The organism is Oceanimonas sp. AH20CE76, from assembly GCF_039654065.1.
Lineage (GTDB): Bacteria > Pseudomonadota > Gammaproteobacteria > Enterobacterales > Aeromonadaceae > Oceanimonas > Oceanimonas smirnovii.
Window position 1 is genome coordinate 1,308,729 of sequence record NZ_CP155481.1, and the last position, 13,663, is coordinate 1,322,391.

Annotated in this window: 14 protein-coding genes and 1 pseudogene; 9 read left to right on the top strand and 6 right to left on the bottom strand. The window is 55.1% G+C overall.

The window, feature by feature from the left end; all coding sequences use genetic code 11:
• Positions 1-174: 174 nt before the first annotated feature.
• Both adk and hemH read left to right on the top strand, forming a co-directional pair.
• Positions 175-819, top strand: coding sequence for an adenylate kinase (gene adk / locus N2M06_RS06400; RefSeq protein ID WP_346351970.1), 645 nt, complete (start codon positions 175-177; stop codon positions 817-819).
• A gap of 69 nt (positions 820-888) precedes the next feature.
• Positions 889-1,857: a ferrochelatase gene (hemH, locus tag N2M06_RS06405; protein WP_346351971.1), complete on the top strand. Its 969-nt coding sequence runs from the start codon at positions 889-891 to the stop codon at positions 1,855-1,857.
• Between the two features lie 189 nt (positions 1,858-2,046).
• Here hemH and N2M06_RS06410 read toward each other — a convergent pair whose 3' ends face one another.
• On the bottom strand, positions 2,047-2,430 hold the full coding sequence (locus tag N2M06_RS06410; protein WP_346351972.1) for a cell division inhibitor: 384 nt from the start codon (positions 2,428-2,430) through the stop codon (positions 2,047-2,049).
• A 102-nt stretch (positions 2,431-2,532) separates the two neighbouring features.
• Between N2M06_RS06410 and N2M06_RS06415 the strand changes: the two genes are divergently transcribed.
• From N2M06_RS06415 to N2M06_RS06430, 4 genes and pseudogenes are all read left to right on the top strand, one after another.
• A complete protein-coding gene (locus N2M06_RS06415; RefSeq protein ID WP_317074682.1) occupies positions 2,533-2,733 on the top strand; it encodes a DUF4250 domain-containing protein in 201 nt (66 codons plus the stop codon).
• A gap of 67 nt (positions 2,734-2,800) precedes the next feature.
• Entirely contained in the window at positions 2,801-3,454 is a 654-nt protein-coding gene (locus N2M06_RS06420; protein ID WP_346351973.1) for a thiopurine S-methyltransferase, read from the top strand.
• A gap of 221 nt (positions 3,455-3,675) precedes the next feature.
• Positions 3,676-5,040 (top strand): YjiH family protein, encoded by a 1,365-nt coding sequence (locus N2M06_RS06425; protein WP_346351974.1) that lies wholly within the window; start codon positions 3,676-3,678, stop codon positions 5,038-5,040.
• A gap of 143 nt (positions 5,041-5,183) precedes the next feature.
• Positions 5,184-5,279 (top strand): annotated as a pseudogene (locus N2M06_RS06430) (DUF924 family protein); the annotation flags it as partial.
• Positions 5,280-5,356: 77 nt separating this feature from the next.
• Here N2M06_RS06430 and N2M06_RS06435 read toward each other — a convergent pair.
• Both N2M06_RS06435 and dinG read right to left on the bottom strand, forming a co-directional pair.
• Entirely contained in the window at positions 5,357-5,992 is a 636-nt protein-coding gene (locus N2M06_RS06435; RefSeq protein ID WP_346351975.1) for a DUF2057 domain-containing protein, read from the bottom strand.
• 119 nt (positions 5,993-6,111) lie between these two features.
• The gene (dinG, locus tag N2M06_RS06440) at positions 6,112-8,166 is read right to left on the bottom strand and encodes an ATP-dependent DNA helicase DinG (RefSeq protein ID WP_346351976.1); all 2,055 of its coding nucleotides are present in this window, start codon (positions 8,164-8,166) and stop codon (positions 6,112-6,114) included.
• A 276-nt stretch (positions 8,167-8,442) separates the two neighbouring features.
• Between dinG and N2M06_RS06445 the strand changes: the two genes are divergently transcribed.
• Positions 8,443-9,480, top strand: coding sequence for a porin (locus N2M06_RS06445; RefSeq protein ID WP_346351977.1), 1,038 nt, complete (start codon positions 8,443-8,445; stop codon positions 9,478-9,480).
• Between the two features lie 212 nt (positions 9,481-9,692).
• Here N2M06_RS06445 and N2M06_RS06450 read toward each other — a convergent pair whose 3' ends face one another.
• From N2M06_RS06450 to dusC, 3 genes are all read right to left on the bottom strand, one after another.
• Entirely contained in the window at positions 9,693-10,064 is a 372-nt protein-coding gene (locus N2M06_RS06450; protein WP_346351978.1) for a transcriptional regulator, TraR/DksA family protein, read from the bottom strand.
• Between the two features lie 170 nt (positions 10,065-10,234).
• Positions 10,235-11,412 (bottom strand): IS3 family transposase gene (locus N2M06_RS06455; protein WP_346351979.1). Its coding sequence is split into 2 segments (ribosomal slippage): positions 10,235-11,121 and positions 11,121-11,412, totalling 1,179 coding nucleotides; the frame shifts between segments, so codons are not numbered across the junction.
• Positions 11,413-11,576: 164 nt separating this feature from the next.
• Positions 11,577-12,524, bottom strand: coding sequence for a tRNA dihydrouridine(16) synthase DusC (gene dusC, locus N2M06_RS06460; RefSeq protein WP_346351980.1), 948 nt, complete (start codon positions 12,522-12,524; stop codon positions 11,577-11,579).
• Positions 12,525-12,656: 132 nt separating this feature from the next.
• Here dusC and N2M06_RS06465 point away from each other — a divergent pair, with 132 nt between their 5' ends.
• Both N2M06_RS06465 and apt read left to right on the top strand, forming a co-directional pair.
• Positions 12,657-13,049, top strand: coding sequence for a YbaN family protein (locus N2M06_RS06465; RefSeq protein ID WP_346351981.1), 393 nt, complete (start codon positions 12,657-12,659; stop codon positions 13,047-13,049).
• A 64-nt stretch (positions 13,050-13,113) separates the two neighbouring features.
• On the top strand, positions 13,114-13,659 hold the full coding sequence (apt, locus tag N2M06_RS06470; RefSeq protein WP_019933968.1) for an adenine phosphoribosyltransferase: 546 nt from the start codon (positions 13,114-13,116) through the stop codon (positions 13,657-13,659).
• The last annotated feature ends 4 nt before the right edge of the window (positions 13,660-13,663 follow it).

Here is a 13,663-nt window from a genome sequence, read left to right on the forward strand (position 1 = left end):
ACAAAGCAAGCCTTTTCGAAAGACCGGTATCGCATCAATGCGATACCGGTCTCTTTTTTTGCTGCTTATATAATCAATAGGTCTAACTGACCGGGCTGTTACTTGTTCCCATGGCGGTGTCGTGCCACAATCAGGCGCAATTTATGAATGACTAATCACAAAGAGGACGCTGTTATGCGCATCGTTTTGCTGGGTGCTCCGGGCGCTGGTAAGGGAACACAAGCTCAGTTCATCATGGAAAAGTTCGGTATTCCGCAAATTTCGACCGGCGACATGCTGCGTGCCGCTATCAAGGCCGGCACTCCGCTGGGCCTGAAGGCCAAGGAAGTAATGGATAATGGTCAGTTGGTGTCTGACGACATTATTATTGGTCTGGTAAAAGAGCGCATCAGCCAGGACGACTGTGCCAAAGGCTTTCTGCTGGACGGTTTTCCGCGCACCATTCCTCAGGCCGATGCCATGAAGGAAGCCGGTGTTGACGTGGACCATGTGCTCGAGTTTGCCGTGCCCGACGAAGAAATCGTTAAGCGCATGAGCGGCCGCCGTGTGCATCCGGGCTCCGGCCGGGTTTATCACCTGGTTTATAATCCGCCCAAGGTAGAAGGCAAGGATGACGTGACCGGTGAAGAGCTGGTGATCCGCGCCGACGACGAAGAAGCCACCGTGCGCAAGCGTCTGGCGGTGTATCATGAGCAAACGGCTCCGCTTATCGATTATTACAAACAAGAAGCCGACGCCGGTCGTACCAAACACCATAAGGTAGACGGTACCCAGTCTGTTGAAGCGGTAAGCCGCGAGCTGACTGACATTTTGGCATAACGCTTTTATGATATAAGCCGGACCTGTTAAGGTCCGGCTTTTTGTTGTTGATAAAAGGCAGGTAACAAGGTGAAAACAGGCGTTTTACTGGTGAATCTGGGCACGCCTTCCGCGCCGACCTCGGTGGCGGTAAAGGCCTTTCTCAGTCAGTTTCTGCACGATTATCGGGTAGTGGATTTACCCCGCTCACTCTGGTGTCCGTTATTGCATGGCATTATTCTGCCGTTCCGCTCGCCCAAGGTTGCCAAATTGTATCAGGGTATCTGGTGGCCGGAAGGCTCACCACTGATGGTGGTGAGCAAGCGTCAGCAGGCGGGTTTGCAACAGGCACTGCAAGATGAAGGGATCGACATGCCGGTGGCGCTGGGCATGAGCTACGGTGAGCCGTCCATCGAGTCGGGCTGGCAACAGCTGAAAGAGCAGGGCGTCGGCAAAGTGATAGTGCTGCCCCTGTATCCGCAATATTCCGTCAGTACCACGGCCTCGGTGTTTGACAGCTGGGCCAAACTGATGAAAAAAGAGCGGCTGGTGCCTGCGCTGCGTTTTGTGCACGACTACCATGATTTCAGTGGTTATATCTCGGCGCTGGCTGATTCGGTGCGCAGTCACTGGGAGCAACATGGCCGCGGCGACATGCTGCTGTTGTCTTACCATGGTATTCCCAAGCGCTTTGAAAACGAAGGTGACCCTTACGGGCAGCAGTGTCATCGCACGTCAGAGCTGCTGGCCGCAGAGCTGGGGCTGGAGCCCCACCAGTGGCGTACTACCTTTCAGTCCCGCTTTGGCCGGGAAGAATGGCTGCAGCCTTACACTGACAAAACCATGGAAAAGCTGCCGAAAGAAGGCATTAAAAAGCTGGATGTGATCTGCCCGGCATTTTCTGCTGACTGTCTGGAAACCCTGGAAGAGATTGCCGGTGAGAACAAGGAGATTTTTCTCAAGGCAGGCGGCGAGCAATATCATTATATTCCGGCCCTGAACGACAATCCGGCCCATATTCGCATGCTGATGGATCTGGTGCGCCGCGAGCTGGTGTGATGATGTTGATTGTTGCCAAGGAAGCAACTTGTAGCTGCCGCTTTAGCCGGCAGGGCCTGTGTAACAGGTCCTAAAGACTCCAGGTTTACGCCAGCTAAAGCGGCGTCTACGATTGCGATACACTTTGGTTAAAACCTGAAACCGGCGCTGCATCGTTGCAGCGCCGGTTTTTTATTGCCCGTCAAATACTCAGTGCAGCGTGCCGGCGGGCACTGCCGGACTGATCACAAAAAGGCGTCCGCTGGCTTGCCGGTTGCGCAAAAAGGCTCCATCTTGCTCTTGCCAGCATACCACGGCGGCAATGGCAGGACTGGCCAGCGCGCGTTGTAGCTGAGCGGCATTCAGCTGCCGGGCATCAATAACGCGGGCAGGGTTCAGGCCAGTGGCAGCCAGGGTTTTACGGCACAGCCGGCCGGGTGCATTGGCAATCACAATCCAGCCGGTGCTGGTCTGGCTGAGGGCCACCAGCCGGGACAGCTCGCCCGCCTGAGAGGCTGTGGAGTGGGTGACACAACTGCGTGAAGAAGTACGGCTGTGTGCTGCCTGATTGCGGGTTAATGAAAGGTTCATCATGGTTCGCCCCTGCCTGTTGCTTTACTGTTTATATATACAGTATTCGTGTGGGGCGCTTTGGTCAATATTTAACTGTATAAATTTACAGTTGTGGAGGGTGCAATGGATAAAACCCAACTGGAACGCATGGATATTCATATGGTGCTGAGCATAGTCAATGAGAAGCTGCGTATAGAATGCGACAGCCTGGATGCACTCTTGTCACGCTATGAACTGGACGGTGGCTGGCTGGCGGCGCGCATGGCCCAGATTGGCTATCGTTACGACAGCCACAGCAATCAGTTTCGGGGTGCCTGCAAATAAGCGGCTGTTGCTTGAACTCACGACACCGGACTGACATAGTCCGGTTTTTTATTGGCAGGAGAACACAATGGACGCAAATTTCTGGCACGAGCGCTGGCAAGCCGCCCGCATCGGCTTTCACCAAAGTGACATTAATGCCCACCTGCAACAATGCTGGGAGCACACCGATGCCGAGGCTGGTAATGAAGTGCTGGTGCCGCTGTGCGGTAAAAGTCTGGATATGCGCTGGCTGGCAGAGCAGGGCCATGCGGTGGCCGGCTTTGAGCTGTCGCCGCTGGCGGTGAAAGATTTTTTCACCGATGCCGGTTTAACCCCTTCCTGCAAAGAAGAAGGAGCATTTTTATGCTGGCAGCAGGGGCCGTTCAGCTTGTATGAAGGCGACTTTTTCAAGGCAGCCGATCTTGGCCTGAGCTTTAAACTGGCCTACGACAGAGCCGCCCTGATTGCTCTGCCGCCGGCCATGCGCCCGGCTTATGCCAAACAGCTGGCCGAATTGCTGGAAAGTGACGGGCGTGTATTGATGATAACGGTGGATCACGACGCTCAAGAAGATCAAACACCGCCGTTTGCTGTCAAGGAAGCGGATGTGCGAGCCTTGTTTGCACCTTATTTTGAGATAAGCCTGCTGGAACATACCTGCCTCGGAGCGCAACACAGGCGGGTGGCCTCAGGTGAATGCAGCTATTTTGATGAACTGTGTTTTTTGCTTACTCGGCGCTAAGCAGTTGTTAATTCAGTGTGCGATCAGGTTAACAGAATGGGATTGAGAGCCCGTTTTGGCGTTTTTATTAGTGTAATATTCCGATGTGTGCTTTCAGCATGAAATCTTTATCTGTAAAATAACTATTCATTACGCGCTTAATCCTGTGCGGTATTATGCGCAAATGTTGGTCTTTTTATGCATTGGTTGCCGTTTGCATAGCAACATGGCAAGGAGTATTCATGGAAAAAACGCTGGCGGGCCAGAGTGGTGGCATACGCAACTGGCTGATGTTTTTGCTACCGTCCCTGGCAGGTATTTTGCTGTTTATGACGCCGGTAGCCTGGCAGGGCGACATCACCATCATGATAGCGGTGCTGGCCAAAAGCGTGCAGGGCGCGCTGGCGGATCAGTTGCCGGCTGTGGTCACCGGTCTGATTGTATTTTCTGCTCTGCTCACTCTGTTTGTTACCATAGTCAAGCCTGCCCGTGTCCTGAATAGTGCCTTTCTGAACACCTTGTTCAATGTGCGTCCGGTCTGGTTGCTAAGCCGGCTGCTGGGCGCTGTTTTTGTGCTGCTGGTGCAGTTTCAGGTGGGCCCGCAGCTGCTTTACAGCGGTGATACCGGCGGTCTGGTGCTGAACGATCTGCTGCCGGTACTGTTTTCGGTGTTTATTTTTGCCGGCCTGTTGCTGCCGTTATTGCTGGACTTTGGTCTGCTGGAGCTGGTGGGCACCCTGCTCACCGGCATCATGCGTCCAGTGTTCCGGCTGCCCGGCCGTTCGGCAGTAGACTGCATGGCCTCCTGGCTGGGTGACGGCAGTGTGGGCATTTTGCTGACCAGCAAGCAATATGAAGGCCATCACTATACCCAGCGTGAGGCTGCCGTGATTGGTACCACTTTTTCGGCGGTGTCCATTACTTTCAGTCTGGTGGTGCTGGCCCAGGTGAAGCTGGAGCACATGTTTCTGCCCTTTTACGGGGCCGTGTGCCTGGCCGGCGTGGTGGCGGCCATTGTAGTGCCCCGGCTGCCGCCCCTGTGCTGGAAACAAGACACCTTTATTAATGGTGAGGCCCGGCCGGCGAATGCCGAAGTCACTCCTGAAGGCTATTCCCGCCTGGGTCATGGCGTGCAGCTGGCGCTGGCCCGGGCCGGCAAGGTAGAAAGCCTGGGGCAGGTGGCCCGCACCGGCGTGCACAATGCCCTGGACATGCTGTTGGGCGTGCTGCCGGTGGTGATGGCATTTGGCACCCTGGCACTGGTGATTGCCGAAACCACGCCGCTGTTTACCTGGCTGGGTGTGCCTTTTGTTCCTCTGCTTGAGCTGCTGGGCATTCCTGAGGCGGTGGCGGCATCCCAGACCATAGTGGTGGGCTTTGCCGATATGTTTATTCCCGCCATTCTGGCCAGCTCCATAGAAAGTGACATGACCCGCTTTGTGATTGCGGCCTTGTCAGTTACCCAACTTATCTATATGTCGGAAGTGGGGGCCCTGCTGCTGGGCAGCAAAATTCCGGTAAACATCGTGGAGCTGTTTGTCATTTTTCTGATGCGCACCCTGGTGACGCTGCCGGTGATTGCGCTGGCGGCCCATTTGGTATTCTGAGCACAAGGCGCTCTATACTTCGGCTGACACCAGGCTGAACAGGAGCGCTTATGTATCAGAATGTACTGGATTTCTGGTTCGATGAATTAAAACCGGCCCAGTGGTGGCAAAAGAGCAAGGCGCTGGATGAAGACATTGCCCGGCGCTTTGGGCGATACCCTCACCGCAATGTCATTCTCGGGCGCGAGTCTACCCCGGACGAGCAGGCGTTTCTCAAACAGCCGGGATCGGGGTTTTAACTGCAAACCCCACCCCGACCCTCCCCTTGAAAAGGGGAGGGAGCCAAGACCAAGGAAAGGCGGGGAGGGGGTAACGATTACTGCTGCTGGATCATCCAGATTTGAAAGGCACGACGGGTGTCGGCGTCGGCGGCGTTCCACCAGTGTTGCAGCATTTCCATGGCATCGGCATCCACCACGGCATCACCGAACTTTTGCTGAGCGGCAGCCACGGCAGCTTCGGTGCGGCCGTTAAAAGCCTGGCGGGTTTGGCGCAGGTGCTCCTGAATGCCACCGGCAGTGTCCAGGCCGGCAGGCATGGGGATAGTAGAAATGTCTGCTTCAACCGGCTGGCCGGTGCGCTGGTCGATGACGGTCAGCTGCTCGGGTTGCTCACGCAGGAACTGGCGGGCCAGCTGATAGTTCAGCGGTTTGTTGAAATCGATGGTCAGCTCGGCATCGGCAGCCACATTATCCAGCTCGATAATTACGGGATCGCCGTTCAGCACCCGTACTTCAGAGCGGTTGGAATAATCATTGGTATAACCAATGGCTATCTGATTTTTACCTTCAGCCAAAGTGACTTCATGAATATCTTTGGTAATGGTGTTGGCGGTTTTTTCACCGTTAATCAGATAAATCTGATAAGGCTGCTCAGCCTTGAAGGTGGCCGCATTGGCACCAAAACACAGACTGGCGGTTGCCAGGGCGGCAAGGGTAATACGCAGTGTCATAAATCAGGGCTCCTGAGCCTTTGCCCGCGAGGGCGTTTCATCAATGAATCTTCACTTAAGTAAACCGGTAAATTGTGACAACAATTCATACCGGACGCAATTGGCAAGCACCGCCGGCTTCACGTTTCCCGGCTGAAGGGCGGCAGGGCATTCAGCAGTGCCGGGCCGTAACGGCGGGTAAGCAAGCGCCGGTCCAGAATAATAATGCGGCCTTGGTCGGTTTCGGTACGCAGCAGCCGGCCGCAGGCCTGGATCAGCTTGCGGGATGCTTCGGGCACGGTGAGCTGCATAAAGGCATTGCCGCCGCTTAAGCTTATCCATTCTGCCATGGCTTCTTCCACCGGCGAGGTGGGCACCGCAAAGGGCAGCTTGGTAATAATCAGATTGGTCAGGTAATGGCCGGGCAAGTCCAGCCCTTCGGCAAAGCTGCCGGTGCCAAACAGCACACTGGGCTGACCGCCATCGCACTTCATGCGGTGCAGCTCCAGCAGCGCCTGACGGCCGGCTTCTCCCTGCACCAGCAGTGAGTGTCCCTTGTCGCGCAGGGTCTTTGCCAGCGCGTTCATCTGCCGGTAAGAAGAAAACAGCACCAGCGTAGCGGTTTCACCTTTGATCCAGCGGGGAATTTCCTCACTCAGCAACGCATCAAAGCCTGCATCCTGCGGCTCGCAGCCAAGGGCAGGAATAATCAGTCTTGAGCCAGCGTAGTCAAAAGGGGAGTTCAGCCTGAGATATTGGCTGCCGTCGTCGGCACGCAGGCCCACAGAACGGCGGAAATAGCTGAAATCGTTCAGTGCGGTAAAGGTAGCTGAGACCATCACCACGGCTGCCGCCCGGGACCAGCACCACTGCTCCAGCAGATGCCCCACTGCCAGCGGGGTGGCACACAACACAATGTCGGTCTTGCTTTGCTCCAGCCAGCGCGCCGGCGGTGTGTGTTTGGGGCCCACGGCTTTCAGCATCAGCTCGCACAGACTGCCGGCCTCGTCGGTGTGCAGTTGCTGCAGGCTGACCGCCGCCATGGCGGCAGATACGGCACTGTTACCGGGCTGCCGCTTAAGTGCCTCGGCCAGCTCGTTCTGCAGCCGGCTTAATCCCTGCGCCAGTTGTTTATGCTCATCCTTAAGGGCAGTAAGGGCATGTGTCAGCAGCCCGGGCAGCTCGCCGGCGGCAAAACGCAGGCAGCCCTGTTCATCCGGGGTTAAGTCGCCGGCACGCTGGGCCGACTGCAGCTGTTTATATAACTCGGTTAACGACGGAATAAGCTGCTGCAGCGCCTGCTGAGTGCGGTTAACGGCGTTTTGACCGTCGTCGTTAAGGGCGGCGGCCAGTTGCGGCACCTGCTTGTTGAACTGCTCCAGATTGCGCCGGGCGCTGCGCAGCCCCAGCCGGGCCGAGCCCTGCTCCCGGGCAATGTGAGCAATATGGTGGGCTTCATCCAATACATAAAGGCAGTTTTCCGGCTCGGGCAGAATAATGCCGCCCCCCATGGACAAGTCTGCCAGCAGCAACGCATGATTCACTACAATGACATCGGCTTTGTCCAGTTCGGCCCGCGCAAGGTGAAACGGACACTGGCTATGGCCCAGCTGAGGCTGGCAGCTGTGGCGCTCGGTCTGAATCTGGGTCCAGAGCGCATTCTCCACGGGCTCGGGCCAGCTGTCCCGGTCACCGGCCCAGTCACCCGTCTGCAGTGCCTGCCACAGCACGGCCAGCTGGGTTTGCTGGGCAGGTGTGAGGGTGTCGGCGGCCTCAAACATGCTGATTTGGCTTTTGCCCTGCACCAGGTCCTGCAGTCGCTGCCGGCAGCAATAACGAGCACGCCCCTTGGCCAGGGTAAAGGTAAATGCTGGCTGACAGTGTGGCTGAAAAAGCGGCAGATCCTTGTTGATCAGTTGCTCCTGCAAGGCCAGGGTCGCCGTGGAAATGATCAGGGTTTTATTATTGAGCCGTGCCCAGGGAATGCCCGCCTGTAAATAAGCAAGAGATTTGCCTATTCCGGTGCCGGCCTCGGCCACCAGAATACGACGGGCAGCGTCGTAATGGCCAAGCAGTACCTTGCCTATTTCCGCCACCAGAAAGTTTTGCTCGCGTCTTGGTTTAAATCCCTGAATGGATTGGCTTAACTGACGGTAATTAGCCCGCACAAGGGCGCGGTATTGGACGCTGGACATGAAAAGTTCCGGTATAAAACACGGCGGCAATTATATGGCCTGTGTATTTATATACCAGTTTTCACTGATATATCGGACTGTGGTGGTTAATTGTTGAAAAGTGCTTGGCATCACACTTTTTGGCGCGCACAAGAGTGTGATTGTCATAAAAAGTTCCCGCGATTTTGTTGCAAGGTCAAAATACCAGTGATAGTCTGCTGCCCATAGTAACGCCAGCGTTGCTAACACAGGGAATAACAAGGACTTAGTGTTTAATTACAGTAGGCATATAAAATCATGAAAAAAACGATTCTTGCACTGACCATTCCTGCGCTGTTCGCGACCTCTGCCAGCGCTGTAACCGTTTACTCCGACGAAGGTGCCAAGGTAGATATCTACGGCCGCATCCAGTATGAAGCCGGTGAGATGGGTTTCAAAAAAGATGATGCAACCGCGAATAACTTCGGTGGCGAAGGTGAAGCACGCCTGGGTGTTAACGTTGAGTATGCACTGAACAACGATATCGACCTGATTGGTAAGCTGGAATGGCAGGTTGTTGCTGAAGGCGATGACGCCACCGGCACCGGCTCCGACAGCCTCTCTACCCGCTACGCCTGGGCTGGTTACCGTTTTCAGGACACTACCGAGCTGACCTTTGGTCGCAGCCAGGATCCGATTGCTCAGGTACTGTATCTGAGTGATATCTTTAACATCTTTGGTGGTCGCGCTGGTTACGGTGAAACTTTTGAGCTGAGCGACAAGGTAGACGATCAGGTTCGCGTTTCTTACGCTGCCAACGGTCTGGATCTGCGTGGTGCTTATGCTTTCTCTGACGGTTACAAGCTCGAAAAAGGCGGAGATGGTAAAGAACTGGATAACCAGTGGTCTCTGTCTGCTGGCTACACCTTCCCGGTAGGTGTGGGCGTGTACGCCGCTTATGAACAGCAAAATGTACGTGGTCGAGATGCTGATACTGGTCGTAGCTATGACTCTATCGATGCCTGGTTTGCCGGTGCCAGCTACACCGTAGACGGTTTCTTCCTCTCCGGTCTGTACACCCAGCGTGAGCAGGGCGATGTAGATACCAAAGGTTTCGAACTGACCGGTACCTATAATGTTGATGCCTGGACCCTGCTGGCTCAGTATTCTTATGAAGAAACTGATAGCAACGTTCGTGACTTCGACAGCATTGATGCCTGGACTCTGGGTGTTCAGTATGACCTGACTGCCAAAGCCAAGCTGTATGCTGAATATGAAATCAACGACGATGAATTCAAAAACGACGGAACTAGTCGTGATGACCGCTACGGTCTGGGTATTCAGTATAACTTCTAATCAGCTAACTAGTTGATAAAGAAGCAAAAAGCCGGCGAAAGCCGGCTTTTTTAATGCCTGTTTACCAGGCAGGAACGCTAACTGTAGCTGCCGCTTTAGCCGGCAAAAGACCGCGCAGCGGGCCTGAAATACAGTGGCCTGCAGGGGCACCAGCTAAAGCGGCGCCTACCATTTCCCCAGTCCCCAGTCCCCAGTCCCCAGTCCCCAGCGGTTTACAGCGTCCAGCTGGTATGTTGTGCTTTCTGATATTTCTGTTCGCAGCTGTCACAGCGTTGCCGGCATGGGTCATCCATCAGTTGTGCCGGCGTGAGTTCCGCTTCGCAGTCGCTGCACAGTCCATAAAGCCCCAGCTGCCATTGGCACAGGGCGGCATCAACCCGGCGCAGATTTTTGAGTTGAGGTTGCAGCTGGGGCCAGGCGCTCAGCGCGGCGTCGTCGGCCCATTCATCAGGGGGCAAAGTAGCCAGCCTGGCGGCCAGAGTGGCATCCAGCGTGTTTACCGAATGCAAAAAGCGCTGGCGGCAGTCTTCCGCCACCGCCAGCAGCCGTTGCTCCAGTTCGTTTTGTGTTTTGCTGCTCATCATGATTTCCATTCAGTGGAATATGCCGGTCAGTATATGGCTGCCTACTTGTTAACATCATGATGCAAATCAACAGAAAGCCGTAAGCCAGCCCCCTTCGGGGAGCTGTAAGCTGTCAGCTTTAAGCTGTAAGTAGATCGGCTGGAGTGGCCCCGATAAAGTAGACACTTAAGTTAAGCGGCAGCTGCGTAGGCATTGGGAGTTATTCCTCCCAGCGCCATGTGGCGCCGCACTTTCGGGTAATACTCGTCCGTATAATACCGGACTTCATCTGCCATTTCGTCTCTTCCGAGCATTCCCAGAGGGCGAGTCCACTCCTTCTTGAGCAGCGCGAAGAAGCTTTCCGAACAGGCGTTGTCCCAGCAGTTACCTCGGCGTGACATGCTGATGGTAATTCCCCGTTTATTGAGCCAACGCATCACCTCTTCGCTCCGATACTGGCTGCCTTGGTCTGAGTGAAACAGCAGCTGTTTCCCATCTGGCTGCTGTTGTTGCCACGCCTGCTCAAGGGCCTCCAGCACCAGCTGAGCGCTATTGATCGCACCCATGGCTCGGCCCACCACGCGGCGTGTGCCCAGGTCCAGGACTGCAGCAATGTAGAGCCAGCCTTCACTGCACCGGATTTGGGTGATATCTGATACCCAAACTCGGTTCGCTGACCCCACCGAGAACTGGCGATTCAGCAGATTCGGCAACACAGGCAAGGATGATGCTGGCTTTTGATATCCTGCTTTAGGAGCCGTGCATGAACGATAACCAGCGTCTCGTAGCAACCGCTGCACCTGATTTTTACCACAACAGAATCCGGCATCCCGCGCGTCCAGCCATAGCTTCCGATATCCCGGCACATTCTTCAGTTGCCTGGCTCGCTCGAGCAGGAAGGTTTTCAGAGTTTGTCGCTTGATGGCACGCTCTCCCGGAGTATGCTGACGTGCTCGCCAACGATAATATCCCGCTCGTGACACATTGAGTACTTCACACATTATCGAGACCCGCCAGCGTTGACTTCGTTGGGCCTCGATAAAGGCAAACCTTACTTGCTGTGCTTGGCGAAGTACTCTTGCGCCTTTTTTAGGATTTCGTTCTCCAGCTCTTTTCGTTCAAGCAGCTTCTTCAGTCGAGCATTTTCACGCTCCAGCTCCTGCAAGCTTTTTTCTGGTCCGGTGTTTTCAACTGCTTTATCAGATGCTTTTTTGGCCATGATCCACTCTCTACGCCAGCGCTGTAATTGGGATGGATGAACACCAAGTTTGTCAGCAAACTGAGCTTGTGTCTCGGTGGTAGACAGCGAGGCCTCGACGGCCTCACGTTTGAATGTGTCGCTAAAGCGACGGCGGGGTTTGTATTTCATAACACCTTCTCATTAAATGAAGGTGTCTACTTTTCTCGGGCCAGTCCAGGCGTAGACGAAGGTTACTGTATGGTGCCTGTAAATTTGGTGGTTTTACTTCAGGCTAAGCCCTGGTATCAGACACTCCCGAAAACGTTCAGACTCCACCACTGACAGCTGACAGCTTATAGCTCCCGAAGGGGCGCTTGCTGCGCAAGCTCTCGCCGGATTTCTTCCGTATGCTTGAGGGTGCGTATGGTGGTAAATAATTCCTGTGCTTCCGGGTACTGTAACTTAAGATAATTCAGCCATTGCTTGATGCGGTTGGGATAATAAACGGCCTTGTTACCTTCCACTTCCAGTGCCGAGTAGTCGAGCAGCAGGTCAATCACTTCATTCCATGGCAGGGGAGCCGTGCCGGTTTTAATGATGTCGGCCAGGTTAGGCAGGGCAAGGGCACCCCGGCCCAGCATGATATCGCTGCATTGGCTTTCTGCCTGCGCCTGCAGGGCATGAGCGGCGTTCCAGATTTCGCCGTTTACAATCACCGGAATAGTCAGCTGCTGCCTAATCTCCGCCACCAGTGGCCAGTACGCCGGCGGGCGATAGCCGTCCTTTTTGCTGCGGGCATGCACTGCCAGCTCGGTAATGCCGGCTTCTGCCAGTGCCCGGCTGTTTTCCAGATAACGGTCGCGCTGCTCCAGCCCCAGCCGAATTTTGGCACTGACCGGCAAATGGGCCGGCACGGCGGCGCGCACTGCCCGGCCAATGCGATACAGCTGCTCGCTGTCGGCCAGCAGGGCAGCACCGCCTCTGTGCTTGTTGACGGTTTTGGCGGGACAGCCAAAGTTAAGATCAATACCACCGGCTCCCAGATTTATCGCCTGAGCAGCGTTTTCTGCCAGCCAGTTGGCGTCCTGGCCCAGTAACTGAATACGCACCGGCGTGCCCGACGGTGTTTTGCAGCCATGATGCAGCTCGGGGCATAACCGATGAAAAACCCGCGCCGGCAGACACATGTCCACTACCCGTACAAACTCGGTCACGCATAAATCATAAGGGTTAAGGCGGGTGAGCAGGTCCCGCATCAAATGGTCGAGCACCCCTTCCATCGGAGCCAGGATCAAACGCATGTTATTCAGTTACCGGCAAAAGCGGGCAGTGTAACCCCGGCATGATAAAAGCGCCATGACGGACAGTGAGGCGAGAGTTTGAAAACGACTTTTGCTATAGTAAACACGGGTTTTAACTGGCAGGAGAGCACAATGCGACTTTTATTTGCCCTGCTTGGCACCATTGCTCTGGGGCTGGGAATATTAGGTGCCTTTTTGCCGGTGTTGCCCACCACGCCGTTTATTTTATTGTCTGCCTGTTGCTTTGGTAAGTCTTCTGCTCGAATGCATGCCTGGCTGGTGAATCACCCCTGGTTTGGCAGCCTGATCCACGACTGGCAGACACACAGAGGGCTGCGGCCTCAGGTGAAACGTCGCGCTTTGCTGTTAATGGCAATCAGTTTTTCCTTTTCTGTGTATATGGTCCCCTTGTGGTGGGTGCGGGGGGTGCTGGTGCTCATCTTTCTGATACTGGCCTGCTGGATGTGGCGATTGCCGGCAGTGCCCGCGCCTGGCATGGTTGCAATGGATCAGACGAGGCCCTAAGATTTCACTCCTTCATTCCATGCCATGCCCGCGTTAACCGGGTTTAATGAGGCAGCCATACGCCATGAAACAAGACACCCTTAAGCTTATCGCGAACAGTATTGTCTCCATTCCCGATTACCCCAAGCCCGGCATTATATTTCGTGATATAACCGGTTTGCTGGAAGACGGCGAAGCTTTTCGCCTGACCATAGACACCCTGGTAGAGCACTACCGCCATTCTGGTGTGCGCAAGGTGCTTGGCACCGAAGCCCGTGGCTTTATTTTCGGCGCTCCGGTGGCAGCGGCGCTGGGTGTGGGCTTTATTCCTGCCCGCAAGCCCGGCAAGCTGCCCCGGGAAACCGTAGAAGCGTCTTATCAGCTGGAATACGGCACCGACACGCTGCAAATTCATGCTGACTCTATTGTGCCGGGTGAAAAAGTGTTGATCATAGATGATCTGTTGGCCACCGGTGGTACAGTGGAAGCGGCGGTTAAGCTGGTGCGCAGCTGCGGCGGTGAGGTACAGGAAGCCGCCTTTGTGATTGGTCTGCCTGCACTGGGCGGCATGCAACGGCTGAACAAGCTGGGTGTGCGGGTGACCAGTCTGGTTGAGTTTGACGGTCATTAAGCCC